Source organism: Marinobacterium halophilum (assembly GCF_003014615.1).
Classification (GTDB): Bacteria; Pseudomonadota; Gammaproteobacteria; order Pseudomonadales; family Balneatricaceae; genus Marinobacterium; species Marinobacterium halophilum.
In genome coordinates this window covers 20,135-41,859 of record NZ_PYGI01000007.1, presented here as the reverse complement: position 1 = coordinate 41,859, position 21,725 = coordinate 20,135, and the positions used below count along the sequence as shown (strand labels likewise).

The 21,725-nt window shown below is 55.8% G+C and carries 22 protein-coding genes; 10 read left to right on the top strand and 12 right to left on the bottom strand.

Features of this window, described 5'->3' with window-relative positions; translation table 11 throughout:
• Window positions 1–29: 29 nt before the first annotated feature.
• The 7 genes from CLV44_RS06170 (at window position 30) to yjgA (ending at window position 5,473) form a co-directional block, all read left to right on the top strand.
• Window positions 30–1,550, top strand: coding sequence for an RNA polymerase factor sigma-54 (locus tag CLV44_RS06170; protein WP_106591241.1), 1,521 nt, complete (start codon window positions 30–32; stop codon window positions 1,548–1,550).
• Window positions 1,551–1,601: 51 nt separating this feature from the next.
• Window positions 1,602–1,892 carry a ribosome hibernation promoting factor gene (gene hpf, locus CLV44_RS06165; protein WP_106591240.1) on the top strand — a complete coding sequence of 97 codons (291 nt, stop codon included), beginning with the start codon at window positions 1,602–1,604 and terminating at the stop codon, window positions 1,890–1,892.
• A 21-nt stretch (window positions 1,893–1,913) separates the two neighbouring features.
• Complete coding sequence (locus tag CLV44_RS06160; protein ID WP_106591239.1) at window positions 1,914–2,375, top strand: PTS sugar transporter subunit IIA; 462 nt, start codon at window positions 1,914–1,916, stop codon at window positions 2,373–2,375.
• 1 nt (window position 2,376) lies between these two features.
• Entirely contained in the window at window positions 2,377–3,261 is an 885-nt protein-coding gene (gene rapZ, locus CLV44_RS06155) for an RNase adapter RapZ (RefSeq protein ID WP_106591238.1), read from the top strand.
• Entirely contained in the window at window positions 3,254–3,523 is a 270-nt protein-coding gene (locus CLV44_RS06150; protein ID WP_106591237.1) for an HPr family phosphocarrier protein, read from the top strand. The genes rapZ and CLV44_RS06150 overlap by 8 nt, the downstream gene beginning before the upstream one ends.
• 70 nt (window positions 3,524–3,593) lie before the next feature.
• Window positions 3,594–4,943 (top strand): magnesium transporter, encoded by a 1,350-nt coding sequence (gene mgtE / locus CLV44_RS06145; protein WP_106591236.1) that lies wholly within the window; start codon window positions 3,594–3,596, stop codon window positions 4,941–4,943.
• An 11-nt stretch (window positions 4,944–4,954) separates the two neighbouring features.
• Window positions 4,955–5,473: a ribosome biogenesis factor YjgA gene (gene yjgA / locus CLV44_RS06140; protein WP_106591235.1), complete on the top strand. Its 519-nt coding sequence runs from the start codon at window positions 4,955–4,957 to the stop codon at window positions 5,471–5,473.
• A gap of 5 nt (window positions 5,474–5,478) precedes the next feature.
• Here yjgA and CLV44_RS06135 read toward each other — a convergent pair whose 3' ends face one another.
• From CLV44_RS06135 to CLV44_RS06110, 6 genes are all read right to left on the bottom strand, one after another.
• Window positions 5,479–9,066: a YhdP family phospholipid transporter gene (locus tag CLV44_RS06135; protein WP_106591234.1), complete on the bottom strand. Its 3,588-nt coding sequence runs from the start codon at window positions 9,064–9,066 to the stop codon at window positions 5,479–5,481.
• Window positions 9,067–9,078: 12 nt separating this feature from the next.
• The gene (rng, locus tag CLV44_RS06130; RefSeq protein ID WP_106591233.1) at window positions 9,079–10,548 is read right to left on the bottom strand and encodes a ribonuclease G; all 1,470 of its coding nucleotides are present in this window, start codon (window positions 10,546–10,548) and stop codon (window positions 9,079–9,081) included.
• A gap of 39 nt (window positions 10,549–10,587) precedes the next feature.
• Window positions 10,588–11,160: a Maf family protein gene (locus CLV44_RS06125; RefSeq protein ID WP_106591232.1), complete on the bottom strand. Its 573-nt coding sequence runs from the start codon at window positions 11,158–11,160 to the stop codon at window positions 10,588–10,590.
• 5 nt (window positions 11,161–11,165) lie between these two features.
• Complete coding sequence (mreD, locus tag CLV44_RS06120) at window positions 11,166–11,651, bottom strand: rod shape-determining protein MreD (RefSeq protein ID WP_106591231.1); 486 nt, start codon at window positions 11,649–11,651, stop codon at window positions 11,166–11,168.
• Window positions 11,644–12,456 carry a rod shape-determining protein MreC gene (gene mreC / locus CLV44_RS06115; protein WP_245912618.1) on the bottom strand — a complete coding sequence of 271 codons (813 nt, stop codon included), beginning with the start codon at window positions 12,454–12,456 and terminating at the stop codon, window positions 11,644–11,646. The genes mreD and mreC overlap by 8 nt, the downstream gene beginning before the upstream one ends.
• Window positions 12,457–12,552: 96 nt before the next feature.
• Window positions 12,553–13,590, bottom strand: coding sequence for a rod shape-determining protein (locus CLV44_RS06110; RefSeq protein WP_106591353.1), 1,038 nt, complete (start codon window positions 13,588–13,590; stop codon window positions 12,553–12,555).
• 200 nt (window positions 13,591–13,790) lie between these two features.
• Between CLV44_RS06110 and gatC the strand changes: the two genes are divergently transcribed.
• The 3 genes from gatC to gatB are packed head-to-tail and all read left to right on the top strand — an operon-like array spanning window position 13,791 to window position 17,021.
• Window positions 13,791–14,078, top strand: a complete 288-nt coding sequence (gene gatC, locus CLV44_RS06105) for an Asp-tRNA(Asn)/Glu-tRNA(Gln) amidotransferase subunit GatC (protein WP_106591229.1) — start codon at window positions 13,791–13,793, stop codon at window positions 14,076–14,078.
• Between the two features lie 27 nt (window positions 14,079–14,105).
• The gene (gene gatA, locus CLV44_RS06100) at window positions 14,106–15,563 is read left to right on the top strand and encodes an Asp-tRNA(Asn)/Glu-tRNA(Gln) amidotransferase subunit GatA (RefSeq protein WP_106591228.1); all 1,458 of its coding nucleotides are present in this window, start codon (window positions 14,106–14,108) and stop codon (window positions 15,561–15,563) included.
• Between the two features lie 3 nt (window positions 15,564–15,566).
• Window positions 15,567–17,021, top strand: a complete 1,455-nt coding sequence (gene gatB, locus CLV44_RS06095) for an Asp-tRNA(Asn)/Glu-tRNA(Gln) amidotransferase subunit GatB (protein ID WP_106591227.1) — start codon at window positions 15,567–15,569, stop codon at window positions 17,019–17,021.
• 79 nt (window positions 17,022–17,100) lie between these two features.
• On the opposite strand, the gene CLV44_RS06090 is transcribed toward gatB, so the two are convergent.
• From CLV44_RS06090 to CLV44_RS06065, 6 genes are read right to left on the bottom strand one after another with little or no spacing between them, the layout of a single operon-like run.
• Entirely contained in the window at window positions 17,101–17,679 is a 579-nt protein-coding gene (locus CLV44_RS06090) for a TerD family protein (RefSeq protein ID WP_106591226.1), read from the bottom strand.
• A gap of 27 nt (window positions 17,680–17,706) precedes the next feature.
• Window positions 17,707–18,282, bottom strand: a complete 576-nt coding sequence (locus CLV44_RS06085) for a TerD family protein (protein WP_106591225.1) — start codon at window positions 18,280–18,282, stop codon at window positions 17,707–17,709.
• Window positions 18,283–18,318: 36 nt separating this feature from the next.
• On the bottom strand, window positions 18,319–19,350 hold the full coding sequence (locus CLV44_RS06080; protein WP_106591224.1) for a TerC/Alx family metal homeostasis membrane protein: 1,032 nt from the start codon (window positions 19,348–19,350) through the stop codon (window positions 18,319–18,321).
• A gap of 10 nt (window positions 19,351–19,360) precedes the next feature.
• Window positions 19,361–19,810, bottom strand: a complete 450-nt coding sequence (locus tag CLV44_RS06075; protein WP_106591223.1) for a tellurite resistance TerB family protein — start codon at window positions 19,808–19,810, stop codon at window positions 19,361–19,363.
• Window positions 19,811–19,857: 47 nt separating this feature from the next.
• Window positions 19,858–21,009 carry a TerD family protein gene (locus CLV44_RS06070; RefSeq protein ID WP_106591222.1) on the bottom strand — a complete coding sequence of 384 codons (1,152 nt, stop codon included), beginning with the start codon at window positions 21,007–21,009 and terminating at the stop codon, window positions 19,858–19,860.
• Window positions 21,006–21,590, bottom strand: coding sequence for a TerD family protein (locus CLV44_RS06065; protein ID WP_106591221.1), 585 nt, complete (start codon window positions 21,588–21,590; stop codon window positions 21,006–21,008). The genes CLV44_RS06070 and CLV44_RS06065 overlap by 4 nt, the downstream gene beginning before the upstream one ends.
• Window positions 21,591–21,725: the final 135 nt, after the last annotated feature.

Sequence of the window (21,725 nt, the reverse complement as noted above, 5' to 3'; positions counted from 1 at the left end):
CCTAACTCTGTCAATTCGGCAAGGTGTATATGAAGCAGTCGTTACAACTCAAGATCGGCCAACAACTGACCATGACACCTCAGCTGCAGCAGGCTATTCGCTTGCTGCAGCTGTCGACTCTGGATCTGCAGCAGGAAATTCAGGAAGCCCTGGAAAGCAACCCCTTGCTTGAAGCCGAAGATGACCAGGAAACGGCTGCCGCCGAAGCCGAGGCCGAGGCCGACAAGCAGGAACAGGCGCGGGAACAGGGTGATAACGAACATGACGCTCAGGAAGCGTCTGCGGACGAGGCCTGGGACGACGAGACCCACGGCGAAGACAGCTGGAATGAGCAGATCCCGGCCGAACTGGCCACCGATAGCCAGTGGGATGATACCTTCCAGAGCCAGAGCACACCCGGCCCTGAACGGGACAGTGATTGGGAGCCCGGCGACAACGACTGCGCCGAAGACAACCTTCAGGACCATCTGCTGTGGCAGCTCAACCTTACGCCGATGAATGACAGCGACCGTATGGTCGCGCTGGCGTTGATCGACGCGGTTGATGCCGATGGCTATCTGCGCACGACACTCGACGACGTTCTGGAGCATTTCCAGCAGAGCGAAGCCGCCCTGTTCGCAGAAGCCGACATTGCCGAAGTCGAAGCCGTGCTGCACAGAGTCCAGCAATTCGATCCGGCCGGCGTCTGCGCCCGAGACCTGAGCGAATGCCTGCAACTGCAACTGCGCCAACTGCCTGAAACAACCCCACTGCTCAACGAAGCCATACGGCTGGTGCGCGACCACTTGCACCTGCTCGGCAGCCACGACTATCGCAGCCTGATGCGCCGTCTGCGCCTCAAGGAAGACAGTCTGCAACAGGTAATCAGCCTGATCCAGAGCCTGAATCCAAAACCCGGCACCCTGATCAGTTCGGAACAGCCCGAATACGTCATTCCGGACATTATTGTGCGCAAGATACAGGGCCACTGGAATGTTAGCCTCAACAACGATGCGTCACCGCGCCTGCGTATCAATACCCAGTATGCCGATCTGATCCGGCGCGCCGATAATAGTGCCGATAATACCTACCTGAAAAACCATCTGCAGGAAGCACGCTGGTTCCTGAAAAGCCTGCTTAGCCGCAACGAAACCCTGCTCAAGGTAGCCACCGAAATCGTCGCCCGCCAGATCGATTTTTTCGAAGAGGGCGAAGAAGGCATGAAACCGATGGTGCTGCATGACATTGCAGAGGCCGTGGAGATGCACGAGTCCACCATTTCTCGTGTCACCACCCAGAAGTACATGCACACTCCCAGAGGCATCTTCGAGCTCAAGTATTTCTTTTCCAGCCATGTCAGCACATCCGATGGCGGAGCGGCCTCTTCTACGGCCATACGGGCCTTGATCAAGAAACTGGTCAATAATGAGAGCACCACCAAACCGCTCAGTGACAACAAGATCGCTCAGCTGCTAAAAGAACAGGGAATCAATGTCGCCAGACGCACGATTGCAAAATATCGTGAAGCAATGAACATTCCGCCTTCTAATGAGCGCAAGCGTCTGGTTTAATGAGAGTGAAAGGAACGCTGAAAGAACGTGTCCATCACGAGGAGAAAACCTATGCAGATCAACATCACTGGCCATCACGTCGAACTGACTGACGCCCTTAACGAATACGTTCGTACCAAGTTTGACCGCCTGGAGCGCCACTTCGATAACATCACCAATGCACAGGTAACACTCAGTGTTGAAAAGCAGCGCCAGAAAGCCGAGGCTGATATCCATCTGGCAGGCGGAGAAGTGTTTGCATCCAACGAACACGACGATATGTATGCTGCGATTGATGGGATGGTCGATAAACTGGATCGCCAGATCATCAAGCACAAAGAAAAAATGAAATCCCACAAATAACCGGTAGCAGCACGTCACGACATGCAACTATCTGAACTGCTGACCCCATCTCGCACCCTCTGCCATGTAGATGTGGTCAGCAAGAAGCGGGTCCTCGAACTCGCCAGCCAAACAATTGCCGAGCAATTGGACGGCCCGGCCGCTGAAGACATATTCAGCGGCCTTATTAATCGTGAGCGCCTTGGCAGCACCGGTATCGGTGAAGGGGTCGCGATTCCGCACTGCCGCATGGCCGGTGTCGACAAAGCGATCGGGATGCTGATGACCCTGTCATCACCCATCGACTTTGACGCCATCGATAACCGCCCGGTGGATCTGGTGTGCCTCCTGCTGGTACCTGAACAGGGTGCCGAGGAACACTTGCAGACCCTGGCCGGACTGGCAGAATTGTTCAACCACTCGGAAGCACGTGAAGCACTGCGCGCCTGTGAAGACTCCGCGAGTCTGCTCAGCCGTGTACAGCGCCTGTGTCAGGAGCGATAACATGCGTCTGGTCGTTCTCAGCGGCCGTTCCGGATCCGGCAAAAGTACTGCGTTGCAGGCGCTGGAGGATGTCGGCTTCTATTGCATCGACAACCTGCCCGCCCTGCTGCTGCCCGAGCTGATCCGGTTGATGCTGGCCGAGGAGTATCCGGCCCAGTCGATCGCAGTCAGTATCGATGCACGCAACCTGCCCAGTAATCTGAAACAGTTCCCGGCAGTGATGCAGCAGCTGCGTCAACACCCGGAACTGAACAGCGAAACCCTGTTTCTTGATGCCGGTGAATCCACCCTGTTGCGGCGCTACAATGCAACTCGACGTCGCCACCCGCTGACCGATCAGAACCAGAGCCTGCAACAGGCAATCCGCACCGAACGCGAACTGCTTGAACCGATCGCCAACCTTGCCGACCTGCGCATCGATACCACTCGCCTGTCACTCTACGAGCTCCGGGACGAAATAAAGTTGCGCGTGGCTGGCCGCAGTGAACAGACCCTGTCACTGCAATTCGAGTCCTTCGGTTTCAAGCACGGCGTCCCGCTTGATGTCGACTTCACCTTCGATGTGCGCTCACTGCCCAACCCTTACTGGGTACCTGAACTGCGTGGCTTTACCGGCCGCGACCCGGCCGTCGTCGACTTTTTATCCCGCGCCGATGACGTCAGTGAAATGGTGCAGGATATCCGTGAATTCGTCGACAAATGGCTGCCCCGTTTTCAGGCCAACAACCGCAGTTACATTACCATCGGCATCGGCTGTACCGGTGGCCAGCACCGCTCTGTCTATGTCGCTGAGCAACTGGCTGGTTATTTCCGCGCGCATATGGATAATGTCCAGGTGCTGCACCGTGAACTGAGTCAGCCTGCTGCGGGACATCCACATGATTGAAAAGCAACTGACCATTATCAACAAACTGGGGCTACACGCCCGGGCGGCGGCCAAACTGGTGACCACAGCCAGTCAATTCCAGGCCGATATACGCATCACCCGCGAAGACCGCGAGATTGATGGCAAAAGCATCATGTCGGTCATGATGCTGGCCGCCAACAAGGGCACGAAAATCCAGCTCAGCGCCCATGGCGAGGATGAACTGGACGCCTTGAATGCCTTGGAAACACTGATCAACAACCGCTTCGACGAACCCGAATAACCAACGTTTCTGCGCCATCTGCACACGTTGCGGCAATTTCTGCGACAAACCCTGTGAGTGAGATACACCCATGAGCCAGCCGGACACGCCCTCCAACCTGGAAACGCTCAGTGCCGCACTGGAGGTGGGTGAACTCCAGCAGCTTCGGTTTATGCTCAACAAGGGGCTACGCCCTGCTGAAGTGGCTCACCTGCTGGAAAAAACGCCGCCTCGCGAGCGCCAGATTCTGTGGAATCTGCTGCACAAAAACCTGGAAGGCGAGGTTCTGCAGTACCTCGGCGACGAAGCCCAGGCCGATATTCTAAGCCGCATGGAAGCCTCCGAAGTTCTGGCGATAACCGAGACGCTGGAAACGGATGATATGGTCGACATTCTGCAGCAGTTACCCGACCGGGTAATGAAAGAACTGCTGCAGATCATGGACCAGGAAAACCGTGAGCGTGTTGAACAGGTGCTCTCGTACCCCGAGGATACTGCCGGCGGCCTGATGAACACCGATACGGTGACCATTCGGCCGGACATTACTGTGGAGACCGTGTTGCGCTACCTGCGCCGGCACAAGGAAATCCCGGAAATGACCGACACCCTGTTCGTGGTCAGCCGCAAGGGTGCCTACATTGGCGTACTGCCGCTGACCCGACTGCTGACCACCGATCCGGATGTACTGGTACGTGAGGTGATGAACACCGGAGTCGAAGCGATTCCGGCGGACATGCCTGACGAAAGCGTAGCCCGCCAGTTCGAACAGCTGGATCTGATCTCCGCCCCCGTTATCGATGCCCAAGGCAAACTGCTCGGCCGTATCACCATTGATGACGTGGTTGACGTCATCCGTGAAGATGCCGACCATTCGCTGATGAGCATGGCCGGTCTCGACGAGGACGAAGATACCTTTGCACCGATCATGAAGACCACTCGACGACGCGCAGTCTGGCTCGGCATCAACCTGATTACCGCCTTCATCGCGTCCGCCGTGATTGGCCTGTTCGAGGACACCATTGATAAAGTGGTCGCCCTCGCCGTACTGATGCCGATTGTCGCCTCCATGGGCGGCATTGCCGGTAGCCAGACGTTGACCCTGATGATCCGTGGCCAGGCACTGGGGCACGTTGAACGCTCCAACATCGGCTGGCTGTTCAACCGCGAGCTGATCGTCGGCGCACTCAACGGTCTGCTGTGGGCGCTGGTTGTCGCCGTTGTCGCCGTGCTCTGGTTCCAGGACCTGACGGTTGGCATCGTCATCGCCCTGGCCATCGTGATCAACCTGCTGGCAGGGGCCATGGCCGGCACCCTGTTACCGATGATCCTCAAATCAGCGGGGATCGACCCGGCCTTGGCCGGTAGCGTATTGCTGACTACCATTACCGATGTTGTCGGCTTTTTTGCCTTTCTGGGCCTGGCAACCCTGTTTTTTGCTTGATGGAAGATCCTATGACCGACTTTGACCCGAACCACCCGGACGACGCCGAAGAGCTGCCGCCCAGCAAGTCCCAGCTCAAGCGGGAAGCCGAAGAACTGCAGCAGCTGGGCAAACACATGGCTGAACTGCGCCCGGACCAGCAGGCCAGACTGCCCATTGACGACCAACTAAGAAGTGCTATTGCAGAATATTCACGGCTGAAATCCAACAACGCCAAGGGCCGTCATCTGCAGTACATCGGCAGATTGATGCGCACAGCGGATGCCGATGCAATTCGCGAAGTCGTGGACCGCTTTGACTCGTCCAGTGCTGCCCACAACCAACTGTTCCACGGCATGGAGCAGTGGCGCGAGCGCCTGATTGATGGGGGCAATGCCGAGTTGCAAAGCTTTATCGAAGCTCACCCGAACGCCGATATTCAGCATTTGCGCCAGCTGATCCGCAATGCACAGCGCGAACGTCAACGCGAACAGCCGCCAACCCATTCACGCAAGCTGTTCAAGTATATCCGCGAGTTGTACGAAGTCTGATTGCATCAGCCTTCCGGGATAACCTGCAGCTCCAGCTGCGGGTCATCCCAATGCCCTGACAAGCGGTAACTGAGCGTACTGAAGCGCTCCAGCCGGTCACCAATCAGCTTATCGATGACAAACACCGCCCCTGCAACCTGGGGGGCTCCGAGCAGCACTGCTGCCAACGGCGCATTACTGCTGAGTGGCAACGTCACCTCAACCGATTTATTCAGCTGTTCAGTCACCAGATTCACCTCCCCGCTCAACTGCATGTTGGCCGATGGCCCCTGCAGCCGCAACGGCTTCACCGTACGGGCAACACCATTTTCCAGCCGGTAATGACCATTGATACTGTCGAAGCTGATGCCCTTTTTAAACAGATCACTGAAGTCCAGTCGCAACCGGCGTGCCAGTGAGTTGAAATTGAGAATACCGAACACGCGCAGGATGTTGCTGCTGTCAGTGGTTTCAATCAGCCGGGTATTGCCCAGATCAAATATAAACTCTCCATCCAGATCATCCGGTGCAAACTGCCAGGGCGCACCAGACCATTGCAGCTGCAGCATCCCGTCCAACTGCTCGGTTTCCATGACTCGACCATAACCCCAGGTCTTCAGCAAGCGCCCCAGATCCTTGCCCGCCAGTGTCAGTGACGTTGCCGTATACGGCGTTTCGCTTTGCACCCAATCGAGTTCACCACGCACAGTCAGCTGCTCCAGAGACGCCTCAAGATCACGAACCTGAAGTCCATCCACGGCTGGCTGTAACCTGAAACGCCACTCACCAAGCGGCTTGCCATCAAACCATAGGTCCCGAATGCGTACAGCCGTGAGTGGCAGCCGTGCGATGGCTGTCGGATCAGTCAATTGATGGGGCGTTGGCACCGAAGACGGCTGCACGCCATTGGCTACCGACTCGGCGGCAGGCATCAAGGCGTCCAGTTGTAAGTGCTCAAGGTGCAGCGTCAGAGGCTGTGTCGACGAGGCCAATGCCACTTCGCCCGACAACTGGGGATGATCCAGTCGTACGCGCAGCGGCTCACTACCGGATGCAGCGGCACGCACCTGCAGCGGGACAATACCGTCTGCCGGCAAACGTAGATCCAGTGCCTGCACATGCACCTCCGGCATCAGACCCAGGGTCAGCGCGAGCGGTGCCGGCTGATCGGCTGTTTTGGCCAGAATACCCGGTAATGTCAGGCCCACACCCTGTAAGTCCGAGCGGACCGTCAATTGTGGACACTGTGCCTCACGGCACAGATCCAGCTGTGCCTGCCACTGCGCCAGGCCCGCACTCGCTTCCAGTATCGGCAGCTGTAACCATTGCTGCAGTTGCGTCATTTCCGACTGTCCCTGCAGCTGCACCCGATAATTCTGCTCTTGGGTATCGATACGGGCCTGCACCGGCTGACCAAGAAAGGAGCCCTGCAGCTTGTCAGCACTCAGCCCGGTACCCTGGTGATAGTTCAATTCACCCGAAATGCCGGACACCTCCAGCGTCTGACGACGCAGACGGGCCTGGTCCAGTGCAACCGTTACCTCCACTGCCGGCGTCATGCTATCGACCAACGGAATCGCGAGGCTCAACCGCGTTTTCGCCTGCCCACGATCAAGCGTCCATTCCTGCACAGGGCTCCCCAACAGCTGCGCCAGTGGCGTCTGTTTGAGGATATGGTCCAGATCGCTCACAGGCCCCTGGAGCAGGGTTTCAACCTGCAAGGTGTGCTCACCCGGTGGCAGATACACCCAACCGGACGGAATGTCACTTTGCAACAGCTTCGCCCGGTTGATATTGATCGCAACACCGGCATCACGCACCAGTACATACAGATCACCGGCGGTTATGGCCGGCCAGCCTGGCTGGTACGCCAACTGCCCATCCGCAATATCGAAAAACAGCTGCACCACCGGCGATGTCGGCTGCTGCAAGCGGCGGGTTCCCGTGCGCAACAGCAACCCGCCCTGACGCAGCTTCCCGCTCTTGAGCGCCTGCTCAAGCCAACGGTGCAGGCCCTGACCGACCGCATCTGCAGGTGTATAGACCGGTGCTTGCCGCCCATCACTATCGGTCATGCCGATCATCAGCACCAACTCGCTCTGGCGACTCTGGTCGAACGGCAGATCGATACTGAAACGCCCGCCCGCATTGACATGCTCATTGCGCAGTTGCAAATGCTCACTGCCTACACGCACACCACGCTGATCCACAGCCCACTTGATCCGACCCTGTGCCTGCTGATAGTTCCAATGCTGTGGATACAACTCAGGGAAATGCATGCTGAAATCGGTACTGTCCAGATCGATACGACCACTCTTCATTCCCGCTTCCAGGCGACCGCTGACGCCCACCAAAGCAGGGGCACCGTGCCATGCGCTCACCTGCAACTGTTCCAGATCTGCCGTCAGCTGCAACGCCTGCCAGTTGCCACCAACCGGCATGTCCACGCTCAGCTGTTGCAACCGCCCCCGCACTTGCAATTCACCCAGCAACGCGGCCGCTGCAGTCGGCATACCAGGGGCCGTTGCCAGCCAGCTCGACAACGCCTCAATATCCAGTTCGGGAATACCGGCCTGCACACCATCAGGGCGGCCCGACCACGGCAACGAGCCCTGCAGCATCAGTAACGGCAGTTCAAAACGGGCCTGCTCATGAGCCAGTTGCAGACGTTCAAGCTGCAGTTGGTAGTGATCGCCACGGGGTTGCACGCTGATATCGACACGGGCCGATTGTGGATAAGGTACGCCGGGGCTCGTCAGCGCAAGTTGTGACAGCGCCACTTCTGCCTGTGCGCTCTGCAGCCGACGATGCTCGAATTCACTCCAGATCCGAGTATTCAGATCCAGCTGTTCCACACCCCACTCACGTCCGAATAGCCGGAACAGCTCAGGCCCGAGGTGTTTCATATCAAAAAACACCCGGTAGCGAGCGTCCAGAGCATTCGGCTCCAATACCGACTCAGTCTCGACGACAAAGGCCATCTCCGTCGCCTCACCCAACAACGGCATGCGGAACAGACCACTGAGACGGTGTTTATTCGGAGCGTTTTCCAGCTCGATATCGGCAGGCGAAATTACCAGACTCTGCCCCTGTTCAGGTACCAAAGCCAACTCAACGTCACGAATTACGGCATAGGGCTGCTGTAACAGCACCGCCAACAGACGTTCCCAGGCAGCGATGGAAATACCCTCTCGGGCCGGAGCTTCCGGTGCCGCCCCCGGACGATGTAACCATGCTCCACTGCGCTGATGCCAACGCATCCGCGCACCCTGGGCTTCAAAACGGTTGAAGATCGGGGCACGGGCCAGTAGTGAGGCAAAGGGATCCAACTCCAGCGTCAGGCGGTCAAGCACCAGCTGCCCTTCCGGGCCGGAAGCAGCCGGCGTACGTACGTCAAGCCGGTCCACGGTCAGAACCGGATAGGCATAGTTCCACTGCCCGTGTAGTTGCCCAATAACAACCGGAGCACTCAGTGTTTGGCTAAGGTAGGCTTCGAGATCAGGGCGCCACCGGTCAACAGACTGCAGCAACACCCGTGCCGCCGTCAGCAGCAACGCTAACAGCAACAGCAGGATGACACTCAGCCACCAGGCTCGGCTCAGATGGCGCCGCACGGTCAGGACCGGTTAGCGGAGTACAACGTCGAACTGCTCGGGTGTATAGAGCGGCTCAACCTGGAAACGGACCGTTTTACCAATAAAATCCTCAAGTTCGGCAACATAATCGGATGCATCATCCAGCAAGTGCTCCACCACGGACTGCGCCGCCAGCACCAGATAGGTTTCAGTATCGTAGGCACGATGCTGGCGCAAAATTTCACGGAATATTTCATAACACACCGTTTCCGGCGTCTTCAGCGAGCCACGACCTTGACAGTGGATACAGGGCTCACACAATACCTGTTCCAGACTCTCGCGGGTCCGCTTTCGGGTCATTTCCACCAACCCAAGTTCGGACACTCCGGTGACCTTGCACTTGGCATGGTCTTTTTCCAGCACCCGCTCCAGCGTGCGCAGCACCTGGCGCTGATGATCCGAGTCTTCCATGTCGATGAAATCGATGATGATAATACCGCCCAGATTGCGCAAGCGCAGCTGACGGCCAATCGCGGTTGCCGCTTCCAGGTTGGTTTTAAAGATGGTTTCTTCCAGGTTGCGATGGCCGACAAAGGCACCGGTATTCACATCCACGGTGGTCATCGCTTCGGTCTGATCAAAGATCAGATAACCGCCAGATTTCAGTTCAACCTTGCGACCCAAGGCTTTCTGCATCTCCTCTTCGACATTGAACATGTCGAAAATCGGCCGCTCACCGGGATAGTACTCCAGCTTGCTTTCGATCTCCGGCACCAGCGCCTGCACAAATTCACGGGCACGCTGAAAGGTCTCGCGCGAGTCGATTCGGATCCGCTCGATACCGCCATGCGCCATGTCGCGCAGAGCGCGCATATTCAACGGCAGGTCTTCATACACAATCGCCGGAGCCTTGACCTTCTTGATCTTTTGGCGAATCGATTCCCACAACCGGCGCAAAAACTGTAGATCACTCTCCAGCTCTATTTCGGAGATGCCCTCAGCCACCGTACGCAGAATGACGCCCCACTCCGGCGTACTTGTTTCATCCTGCATCAGGCTTTGCATACGGGTACGCAGACGATCACGTTCCTGCGGGTCTTCGATACGCTGGGATACGCCAATATGCGTACTGCCCGGCATCAACACCAGATAGCGTGACGGTATGGAAATATGTGTCGTCAGGCGCGCACCCTTGGTGCCGATCGGGTCTTTGGTGACCTGTACCAGTAACGCCTGGCCTTCACGCAGCACCTGTGCAATGGACATGGCATTACGCTGCTCCGTCGACAGACCCTGATCCACCACCTCATCCACATGGATGAAGGCAGCCCGCTCCAGGCCGATATCGACAAACGCCGCCTGCATGCCCGGCAACACACGCACTACCTTGCCCTGATAGATATTGCCGACAATACCCCGACGCTTGGCACGCTCGACGTAGATCTCCTGCGGCATACCATTTTCGATCACTGCCACGCGCGTTTCCATCGGCGTGAAGTTGATCAGGATCTCTTCACCCATCCTCTGTGCCCTCGATCAGCTGTTGTTATTCATGTATGGCTACTGCCAGACCGGGATGTCAAATTGTTGCAACAGATCAGCGGTTTCCATCAACGGCAAACCAACCACGGCGGAATAGCTGCCTTCGATACGTTTCACCAGCACGGCACCCAACCCCTGTATGCCATAAGCGCCCGCCTTGTCGCAAGGCTCGCCCGTCCGCCAGTAGGCGCGACAACGTGCTTCATCCAACGTAACAAAGGTGACATCTGTCACCACCGTCTGAACCTGCTGCTGTTGTGCAGAGACAACCGCTATCGCCGTCATCACCTGATGGCAACGCCCGGACAAGCGCTGCAGCATCTGCACGGCATCGTTCTCGTCTACGGGCTTGCCAAGGATACAGCCATCGACCACCACACTGGTATCAGACCCGAGTATTACTGCATCCCCGTGCCGGTGCAGACAGGCTTGTGCCTTTTCCAGCGCCAGCCGCTCGACGTAATCCCGAGCAGATTCCTGCGCGGTGGGTGTTTCATCAATATCGACGGGGTCACAACGAAAGGATACCCCGATTTGCGTCAACAATTCTCGACGACGGGGAGAAGCAGATGCCAGGATCAGTTCAGACATGAAACTCACTGTATGTAGAAAGTGTGACGAACGGCACGTAGCAGCAGATACAGCCAGGGCCAGACCAGTGCGCTGACCAGGGCCGGCAATAGAAACAGCAGCGAGCCACCGGTAGTTCCGGTAATGCTCTGCATCCAGTGAAACAGCAACTGGTTAAGTCCAACCAGTACCAATACCATAAACGACTGCTGCCATAACGGAAACCGGCGCAGGCGCTTGTAGAGTATCAAGACAACGAAGGCAATCAGAGTCAATGACAAGGCACTCAGGCCCAGCACGCTGCCGCGCACCACATCCAACAGAACACCCAACAGGAAAGCGCCGCCCAGACCAACCCGATGTGGCAAGGCCATCACCCAGTAGATCAGCATCAACACGACCCACTCGGGGCGCGCCCATACCAGCATATCAGGCAGCGGCATTTGACTGAGCACCATGCCGACCAGAAACGTCGCAAAGATGATCAGACCACCGCCACGTTGCTCAGTCATCTACAGTCTCACGCACGGCTGCCGTCAGCTCCGAGCGGTAATCCACCAACAGCAGATGACGGCTGCGGTCCAGCCGTGCCGCAGGCTCGGCCCTGACCAGCGTAAATGGGCGTCCAGGGTCACGCACGACTTCCCGTACCCGTGCGACCGGATAACCACGGGGGAAGCGCCCACCCAAGCCAGAGGTCACCAGCAGGTCACCTTCGCGAATATCAACGGTATCGGGCACATGTTCCAGCTCCAGCTCACCCAGCGTACCCTTGCCAAGTGCAATCGAACGAAAACCGTTGCGGTTGACTTCAACCGGTATTGCCGAGCGGGCATCCGTGACCAGCATGGCCCGACTGGTGTAGTGCGCCAACGACACGATCTGTCCCATCACGCCGCCAGCGTCCAATACCGGCTGACCGGCAAACACACCATCTTCGGAGCCCTGATTCAGGATCACTTCATGCTGGAAAGGATCGGGGTTGACGCCAATCAACTCAACCAGACGTGTGTCCGGCTCCAGACTTTCTGCAGCGGTGAGCAGCTCGCGCAGGCGGATATTCTCCGCTGTCAGCGCAGCCATCTGCTGCACCTTGCGTTCAAGGATCAAGGCTTCGGATTTCAGGGCTTCGTTATCACGCAGCAGCGTGGCACGATCAACCACCACACCAGACAAGTTGTCTGCAACCCGTGTCGGGATATCGACTACCCACTGTAACGGCGTCACCAGCAGGGAGAGCCAGGCACGCCCTTCCTTCATCTTGGGCCAGTTGAGATCGGCCACCATCAACAGTGCTGCCAACAGCAGCAGCAGCATGAACAGACGACGCGGCGAGCCGCCACTGAAGATCGGCTTAATACCTCACCCCCTGACGGCAACCACCCGCTGACGACATCCCATGCTCACACACAATCACTCGAACGTGAGAATTTCGAACGCGTGCTTATCGAGCATTTCCAGCGCCTTGCCGCCGCCACGGGCAACACAGGTCAGCGGATCTTCAGCCACAATCACCGGCAAACCGGTTTCTTCGCTGATCAAACGGTCGATGTTGCGCAGCAACGCGCCACCACCGGTCAGCACGATACCATGTTCGGCAATGTCGGCGGCCAGTTCGGGCGGGCACTGCTCCAGCGCACTTTTCACCGATTGCACAATTGCAGACAGTGGCTCTTGCAGCGCTTCCAGAATTTCGTTGCTGTTCAGGGTGAAGCTGCGCGGAATGCCTTCCGCCAGGTTGCGGCCACGGACATCGATTTCAAGAATTTCGCTGGACGGGTATGCCGCACCCACTTCCTGCTTGATCCGCTCAGCCGTGGCATCACCGATCAGGCTGCCGTAGTTGCGGCGTACATAAGTCACAATCGCTTCATCAAAGCGATCACCACCCACGCGAACGGACTCGGCGTAAACAATACCGTTCAGTGAAATCACCGCGATTTCGGTGGTACCACCACCAATATCCACCACCATGGAACCGGTAGCTTCGTCAACGGGCAAACCTGCACCGATCGCGGCCGCCATCGGCTCCTCAATCAGGTATACCTCACGAGCACCGGCACCGATCGCCGATTCCTTGATCGCGCGACGTTCAACCTGAGTGGACTTGCAGGGTACGCATACGAGCACACGCGGGCTCGGCGTCATGAAGCTGTTGTCATGCACCTTGCTGATGAAATATTGCAGCATTTTTTCGGTGACATGGAAGTCGGCAATAACACCGTCTTTCATCGGCCGGATCGCCGTAATATTGCCGGGCGTGCGGCCCAGCATGCGCTTGGCGTCAGTGCCCACCGCTGCAACCGTTTTCTGATTGCCGTTTACACGAATAGCCACCACTGAAGGTTCATCCAGGATAATGTCGCGATCACGCACATAAATCAGTGTGTTGGCGGTGCCCAAGTCGATGGAAAGATCGCTGGAGAACAGGCCTCGAATTTTCTTGAACATGTGACTGTAGATACCCTGAGGTTTGCTGGAGTGGCCGCTGGTCTGAAAGACCCACAACTCTAACAACGGCAGGGATTTTGAGCAAGGTTCAAACATGCTATCTTATGCTTCATTCATCCTTTCCAACCTCACCTGTTTCAGGGCTTCCGGCATTCAGGCGCCCTTAAGCAAACAGACTGACCAGAGCGAGAAGCGGACCTATGTCACTGGACCGATCCGATGTGGAACAAATAGCCCATCTGGCGCGCCTGCAGATTGATGCGGCCGATATCGACAGCTACAGCCAAGCCCTCAACAGCATTCTGAACCTGGTGGATCAGATGCAGGCAACCAACACCGAGGGGGTCGAGCCGCTGGCCCACCCGCTGGATGCGGTACAGCGTCTGCGCGCCGACGAAGTGAGCGAGACCAACCAGCGTGAAGCGCTGCAGGCCGTTGCCCCGGCGACCGAAAACGGTCTTTTCCTGGTACCCAAGGTCATTGAATAAGCCCCGCTCACGTTCAAGGAATTACACATGTTTGACAAGACACTTGCCGAACTGGCCCAGGGGCTGGAACGCGGCGACTTCAGCAGTACCGAACTGACCCAGGCCTACCTGCAGCGCATTAATGCACTGGATAGCCAGTACAACAGCTTTATTACTGTTACCGAAGAACAGGCACTGGCCCAGGCCAAAGCCGCTGACGAGGCCCGCGCCACCGGCAACACCGGTGCCCTTTGCGGCCTGCCGATTGCGCATAAAGATCTGTTCTGCACTCAGGGTGTACGCACCTCCAGCGCCTCAAAGATGCTGGACAACTTTATTTCGCCCTATGACGCCACGATTGTCAGCCGCTTGAAAAATGCCGGCACCGTGACCTTGGGTAAGCTGAACATGGATGAGTTCGCCATGGGCTCCTCCAACGAGAGCAGCTTCTACGGTCCTGTGCGCAATCCCTGGGGTACCGACCGTGTACCGGGCGGCTCTTCCGGCGGCTCTGCGGCTGCCGTGGCTGCCCGCCTGACCCCGGCCGCGACCGGCTCAGACACCGGTGGTTCCATCCGTCAGCCTGCTGCACTTTGTGGTATCACCGGCCTCAAGCCAACGTATGGCCGCGTCTCCCGCTACGGCATGATCGCCTTCGCGTCTTCACTGGACCAGGCGGGCCCCATGGCTCGCACCGCTGAAGACTGCGCCATGGTGCTGAACGCGATGGCCGGTTTCGACCCGATGGACTCCACCAGTGCCGAACGTGACAGCGAAGACTACACGGCCGGGCTGAACCAGCCACTGGCCGGCCTCAAGATCGGCCTGCCGAAAGAGTACTTCTCAGCCGCACTGGATGCCGGTGTCGCCGAGCAGGTGCGCAACGCCGTGGCCGAGTTTGAAAAACTGGGCGCCAGCGTCAAGGAAGTCAGCCTGCCCAACACCGAGCTGTGTATCCCGGCCTACTACATCCTGGCCCCGGCAGAAGCCTCTTCCAACCTGTCCCGCTTCGACGGCGTGCGTTATGGCTACCGCTGCGAGAACCCGGTCGACCTGGAAGACCTGTACAAGCGCAGCCGCGGCGAAGGCTTCGGCACTGAAGTGAAGCGCCGCATCATGGTGGGTGCTTACGCGCTATCTGCCGGTTATTACGATGCCTACTACAACAAGGCACAGCAGATTCGCCGCATGATCCAGCAGGATTTTGTCGCCGTGCTGAACGACGTCGACGTCATCATGGGCCCGACCACACCGCAAACGGCGTTCAAACTGGGCGAGAAAAGTAGCGATCCGGTCTCCATGTACATGGAAGATATCTTCACCCTGTCACTGAACCTTGCGGGCCTGCCTGGCATCTCCATCCCCTGCGGCCAGACCAACGGCCTGCCGGTTGGACTACAGATCATCGGCAACTACTTTGCCGAATCCAAGCTGCTCAACGTGGCACATCAGTTCCAGCAGGCAACTGACTGGCATAAACAGACCCCTGCCGGACTGGAGGTGTAAACGATGGAATGGGAAGTCGTTATCGGCCTGGAAATTCATGTCCAGCTGTCGACCAAAACCAAGATTTTTTCCGGTGCCAGCACCGCATTCGGTGCCGAGCCCAACACACAGGCCTGCGCGGTTGATCTGGCACTGCCGGGCACCCTGCCGGTGTTCAACGAAAACGCACTGCGCATGGCCGTGCTGTTCGGTCTGGCCGTGAACGCCGAGATCGGCAAACGCTCCGTATTCGAGCGCAAGAACTACTTTTACCCCGACCTGCCCAAGGGCTACCAGACAACTCAGCTGGCCGAGCCGATTGTAGGGCCTGGATACATCGACATCGAAACCGATGAGGGCGTACAACGTCGCGTCGGGCTGCACCATGCCCACCTGGAAGAAGATGCGGGCAAATCCCTGCATGAAGATTTCCACGGCATGTCCGGCATCGACCTGAACCGTGCCGGCACCCCGCTGGTCGAGATCGTCTCCGACCCGGACATGCGCTCTTCCAAGGAAGCCGCCGCCTATGCCCGCAAGGTACACGCCATTGTTACCACGCTGGGCATCTGCGATGGCAACATGGCCGAAGGCTCCATGCGCTGCGACTGCAACGTTTCCATCCGCCCGAAGGGGCAGGAAGCGCTGGGTACGCGTACCGAACTGAAAAACATCAACTCGTTCCGTTTCATCGAACGTGCCATCGACACTGAAGTGGCACGCCAGATCGACCTCATCGAAGACGGCGGCACCGTAGTCCAGGAAACCCGCCTCTACGACCCGGACAAGAACGAAACCCGCAGTATGCGCTCCAAGGAAGAAGCCAACGATTACCGTTACTTCCCCTGCCCCGACCTGCTGCCGGTAGTGATTGACGACGACTACATTGAAGCCGTTCGCGCCACTCTACCGGAACTGCCGGACGCCCGCCGCGCACGCTTCACCAGCGAATACAGCCTGTCCGAATACGATGCCGGCGTACTGTCCGCCTACCGTGCTCAGGCCGACTACTACGAGCAGGTCGTCAAGCAGTGTGGTGACGCCAAACTGGCCGCCAACTGGGTAATGGGCGAACTGGCCAAGTTCCTCAACCAGAACGACACCGACATCAAGGACAGCCCGGTTACGGCTGATCAGCTCGGTGGTCTGCTGGTCCGCATCAAGGACAACACCATCTCCGGCAACATCGCCAAGAAGGTGTTCGAACTGATGTGGAGCAAGGGTGGCAGCGCCGACGAGATTATCGAAGCCGAAGGCCTGAAACAGGTTACCGATACCGGTGCCATTGAAAAGATCGTCGACGACGTGATCGCCAACGCCGACAAGCAGGTCGAGCAGTACAAGGCAGCGGAACCGGACAAGCGCGGCAAGATGCTGGGCTTCTTCATGGGGCAAGTGATGAAAGCGACCGGCGGCAAAGCCAATCCGGGAGCCGTGACCGGCATCCTGAAGCAGAAACTGGACGCGCTCTGCGACTGAACTCAGCTGTATTTTATACAAAAAGGCCGGTTCCCTTAAAGGGACCGGCCTTTTTTCATACGGTTATTTTTTCACCGTATTAACCGATATTGACGCCGTGCGCCTCTGCCAACGGCTTGAGGCCGCCAGCAAAACCCTGACCAATAGCTTTGAATTTGAACTCATCATTATGACGGTATACTTCACCAAAGATCATGGCAGTCTCGACCGATGCATCCTCAGACAGGTCAAAACGAGCAATTTCCTTATTATCCGCTTTATTCACAACACGGATAAAGGCGTTGGAAACCTGACCAAAGTTCTGCTGGCGGGCTTCTGCTTCGTGAATAGTCACAGCGAACACCAGCTTTTTAACGTCTGCTGCCAGCCCAGTCAGTTTGACAACGACTTGCTCGTCATCGCCCTCACCTTCACCGGAGCGATTATCGCCCTGGTGCTCAACAGAACCGTCTGCTGATTGTTTATTGTTGTAGAAAATAAAGCTGGAATCATTCAGAACCTTACCATCTTCACCCGTAATAAACACAGATGCATCCAGGTCAAATTCAGTCCCGTCTGTTACACGCGGATCCCAACCCAAACCCACAATAATTTCACTCAAACCAGGCGCTTCCTTGGTGAGAGATACATTACCGCCTTTGGACAAACTAATAGCCATTACCCTACTCCTTGTAATAAGAAAATATCAGAAATTCATTCCATAGCCATTGGCCAATGCCTTAAGCCCTCCGGCATAGCCTTGGCCTACTGCACGGAACTTCCATTCGCCATTATGCCGATACAACTCGGCAAAAATCATTGCTGTTTCAGTTGATGCATCCTCGGCCAAATCATAACGCACAATTTCTGCACCCGAGATTTCATTCACAACACGAATAAACGAGTTGCTGACTTGACCAAAATTCTGTTTGCGGGCTTCAGCATCATGAATAGTGACAGTGAAAGCGATCCTGTCAATGTCAGCAGGAACCAGACTGAGATCTACCTTAATAACCTCATCGTCGCCATCACCCTCACCGGTGCGGTTATCCCCAGTATGCTCTACAGCTCCTTCGACACTGCGCAGTTGGTTGTAGAAAATAAAATCCGCTTCACCACGCACCTTACCCGCCGCATTCAATAGAAATGCACTCGCATCCAGATCGAACTCTGTGCCATCAGTAGCTCGCGGATCCCAACCCAGCCCGACCAGTATTTTGGTCAAACTCGGATCAGTTTTTGACAGAGACAGATTGCCGCCTTTTTGCAGAGACAAAGCCATGAATACTTCTCCTTGTAAGTTTTTTGCTACGGAAAATTACAAACTATCGGTCTGTGCTTCTTCTTTTTCAGGGAAAAGAGCACTGGCCACAATACCGATCGCCAACACCACCAACACGATGAGCAGACTAGTATCGGGATCAATACTTATACCGTGGTGAAAAAGGTGATTAGTTGCATTCAATGCCAGCTTTCCAGCAATGAAAAACAGCAACACGATTACGGCCTTTTCCAAATGCACCAAGTATCGCTTGAGTGCTTCAAGTACGAAATAGAGCGTCCTCAAACCAAGAATCGCAAACAGCATCGCGGAATATACGATCAGAGGCTCACGGCTAACGGCTATCACCGCAGGTACCGAATCAAATGCAAACAGGACATCTGACACCTCAACCACAAATAGGCACAATAGCAGTGGAGTTGCAAAAATTTTGCCTTTCGTAGCCAGGCTGATACCACTGTTTTCAGGTTTCTGGACTTCAATTTCCAGCTTTTTCCGAGATACAAAAAAATTGTGCCCATATAGTTTGGGCCAAACCGGAAACAGTTTTTGGGCAAAACGGTAAGCCATATGCTGAGAGTAGTCTTCTTCTTCGTCCCCCTCTTCAGACCTGAGCATCATCACCGCCGTCCAGGCTACGATGACTGCAAACAGGATCTCGACCCAGGGTCCGAACGCCAACAACCCCGTCCCGATAACCACAAAGATGCCACGGAACACGATAGCCCCAATAATGCCCCAGTAAAGCACCCTGTGCCGAAGCCCATCTGGAACCTTAAACCATGCAAATATGGCCATGAACACAAACAGATTATCGACACTTAGCACTTTTTCAAGTGCATAGCCTGTAATGAACAATGAGGCTATATCCGGCCCGTGCTGAACATAAAGGAAACCAGCAAAAGCCAGAGAGATAGCGACCCAAAAAACAGACCAAACTGAGGCTCGCAGCAAAGTAATCGGTTTTTCGTCCCGATGTGTCACCATATCCAGCAGCAAAGCACCTAAGGCAATGCCAACAAATACGGCCATCGTTAACGGTGGGAAGCCCAGTTGTGTCGTCTCCACTATTGGATCCTCAGAGGTCGAAGTCGGCCGGATTGAGACCCAGCTCCTTACAGATCAAACGACAAGCATCTTTTTCCTTGCCATCAAAATCACCATCCGAAGCACCAATGGCACAGGCAACACGCACCAACAACCGAGCAGCGCCATCATTACTCTTGATCTTGTTGATTGTTTTTAACGCCTCAGCCTGACCGATCTGGAAATCGAATTCAAACTTGCCACAAGCATCATTGAAAACCTTGATCACATCTTTAAGATTAAATACTTGTAGCTCGGGACTATTGTTAATAAAGCCGGTCATTTTCATCTTTTCGGCAGATGAAACCTCACCGTCCGCCGCAGCAATCATCGCACAAGCGTTCGCTGTTGCCGTCATGAAGTCCTTGTTCTTGAACTTGCCCACTTCAGTACTCAGCTTGTTACGCGCTGCTGTCGCATTTGTTTTCAACCAATCAAGCATAATGTATTCCTCAAAAGTGGCGACAGGCACACGCCTGCCGGTGACTACTATTTAGAACCTGCACTCCAGCGCATTCCCCAGCCATAGGCCTTATCCATATAGGAATGTCCTTTATGGAAGTCAACCAGACGGGTAATCTTGACTGCACCGTTGTCATTTTCCAGCATCGCAATTGCACACATTCCGTAGCGCCCACCCTCCTCGTTCAAACGAACTTCAATGTCTGGCTGGTCAGGCATATGAATCGTGATGACGCCATCGGTTTGCTTCCAGTCAGGTGCACCTTCATAAATAAACGCGTACACCAGCACGCGACGAATCTCGCTCCACTTGTGTCCGTTGATATGAAGCCATTCACCGCCATCGATGGACCCTGTCCGATCATCGCCCATCAATTGAATGTAAGGCTCATATGCAAGGTCACCAAAGGCATTACCCAGCGCCTGGACAACCCCCTTGCTTCCGTTTTTCAACTCGAACAAACAGCCGACATCAAGATCGATAGCACGGTTACGAGAAAAAAAGCCACCACTGGTGCCACGGTGCCAATTGAGATTGACCTTGATTTCCCCAAAGTCGGCCGTACTTTTTGCCAGACTGATCGACGAACGGCTTTTATCAAGGGTAACCTTGCTCAAATTAACCGACGGTTTGCCTTGAGGTGGCGGTGGCGGTGGCGGGGTGGAAGCGGCAGATGCCGCAACCTCAACCCCAAAGTGCTCAGCTAATGGTTCAAGTCCTCCCGCAAAGCCTTGAGCAACACAACGAAACTTCCACCCCTCTGCGCGCCGATAGATTTCGCCAAGAATCAGAGCGGTCTCCTGCATTCCTGTAGTAGGAATATCGGCAACGATATCATCGCCAACAGAAACCGATAGCCGAGATACACGGTCAAAGCTTGCCTTGTTCTCATGGATTGTCGCGGTTAACGCCACCTTGTCGATCCCACTTTCCAACCGACTTAAATCCAATACAAAAACAGCGAGGCCCGCCGATGACTCTGTCATCTGGATAGCACTGTCCAGCACACGGGTCTGACCATAAAAGCACATGTCACCGTCGCCACGTACTTTTCCAGCCGCACCCAAGGCAAAACCGGACACATCAATATCGGCATTGGGAACAGGTGTGTAATCGATTTTGACGTAAACCTGCCCGGATGTGACCGGAGCGTTACCTCCAGGCACCAGTGCTATCATGAACGTACCGCCTGAGCAGCCAAGCCAACCAAATCGTCAACCGTGCGGCCACGAGTTGTTTGGCCTATGGCCTTAAACTGCCAGCCACTGCCTTCTCGAGTCAGGGTGGACATGACAATACCGGTGTGCTGGCCCTTTTCAGACAGATTGAAGCGCGCCAACTCCTTATTACCTGCCTGATCCAGTATGCGGCAATACGCATTCTCGACTTTCTCGAAATTTTGACCGGTAAAACTGTTCACGGTGAATACCAAGTGCTTAACCGCAGCAGGCAGATTCGGCAGGTTTACATGGATAGTCTCATCATCACCATCACCCTCCCCAGTCAGATTGTCTCCGGAATGAGTGACAGAACCATCCTTGGATGCCAACTGCCGAAACCAGACAACATCAATTGGCTGAAGCCCCTGATCGAACAGGATACAAGAAGCATCCAGATCGATGCTGCCGCCACCCATCAGCTTGCCCAGGAAACCGGTTTTCACAGGGTCCCAGCCAAGACCAAGGCTGATAGACGTCAAACCGGTTCCGGCGGTTTTCTCCAGGGAAATACTTTGATTCTTACTCAGCGTCAGCGCCATTTTCACATTCCTTGTTACGTTAGTAATTTGAGTTCGCATTTCTACCGACATCAAGTTCGGCTATTTCGTTCAATCGTTTGGGCTGCTGGCCATCTACTTATTATGCTTTCGACAGCCTTTTATACGCCAAGAAGC

Coding starts and splice junctions, on each gene's coding strand:
- CLV44_RS06170 (WP_106591241.1), top strand. CDS start 30: ATGAAGCAGTCGTTACAACTCAAGATCGGCCAACAACTGACCATGACA.
- hpf (WP_106591240.1), top strand. CDS start 1,602: ATGCAGATCAACATCACTGGCCATCACGTCGAACTGACTGACGCCCTT.
- CLV44_RS06160 (WP_106591239.1), top strand. CDS start 1,914: ATGCAACTATCTGAACTGCTGACCCCATCTCGCACCCTCTGCCATGTA.
- rapZ (WP_106591238.1), top strand. CDS start 2,377: ATGCGTCTGGTCGTTCTCAGCGGCCGTTCCGGATCCGGCAAAAGTACT.
- CLV44_RS06150 (WP_106591237.1), top strand. CDS start 3,254: ATGATTGAAAAGCAACTGACCATTATCAACAAACTGGGGCTACACGCC.
- mgtE (WP_106591236.1), top strand. CDS start 3,594: ATGAGCCAGCCGGACACGCCCTCCAACCTGGAAACGCTCAGTGCCGCA.
- yjgA (WP_106591235.1), top strand. CDS start 4,955: ATGACCGACTTTGACCCGAACCACCCGGACGACGCCGAAGAGCTGCCG.
- rng (WP_106591233.1), bottom strand. CDS start 10,548: ATGGGTGAAGAGATCCTGATCAACTTCACGCCGATGGAAACGCGCGTG.
- CLV44_RS06125 (WP_106591232.1), bottom strand. CDS start 11,160: ATGTCTGAACTGATCCTGGCATCTGCTTCTCCCCGTCGTCGAGAATTG.
- mreD (WP_106591231.1), bottom strand. CDS start 11,651: ATGACTGAGCAACGTGGCGGTGGTCTGATCATCTTTGCGACGTTTCTG.
- mreC (WP_245912618.1), bottom strand. CDS start 12,456: ATGCTGCTGCTGCTGTTGGCAGCACTGTTGATGGTGGCCGATCTCAAC.
- CLV44_RS06110 (WP_106591353.1), bottom strand. CDS start 13,590: ATGTTCAAGAAAATTCGAGGCCTGTTCTCCAGCGATCTTTCCATCGAC.
- gatC (WP_106591229.1), top strand. CDS start 13,791: ATGTCACTGGACCGATCCGATGTGGAACAAATAGCCCATCTGGCGCGC.
- gatA (WP_106591228.1), top strand. CDS start 14,106: ATGTTTGACAAGACACTTGCCGAACTGGCCCAGGGGCTGGAACGCGGC.
- gatB (WP_106591227.1), top strand. CDS start 15,567: ATGGAATGGGAAGTCGTTATCGGCCTGGAAATTCATGTCCAGCTGTCG.
- CLV44_RS06090 (WP_106591226.1), bottom strand. CDS start 17,679: ATGGCTATTAGTTTGTCCAAAGGCGGTAATGTATCTCTCACCAAGGAA.
- CLV44_RS06085 (WP_106591225.1), bottom strand. CDS start 18,282: ATGGCTTTGTCTCTGCAAAAAGGCGGCAATCTGTCTCTGTCAAAAACT.
- CLV44_RS06075 (WP_106591223.1), bottom strand. CDS start 19,810: ATGCTTGATTGGTTGAAAACAAATGCGACAGCAGCGCGTAACAAGCTG.
- CLV44_RS06070 (WP_106591222.1), bottom strand. CDS start 21,009: ATGATAGCACTGGTGCCTGGAGGTAACGCTCCGGTCACATCCGGGCAG.
- CLV44_RS06065 (WP_106591221.1), bottom strand. CDS start 21,590: ATGGCGCTGACGCTGAGTAAGAATCAAAGTATTTCCCTGGAGAAAACC.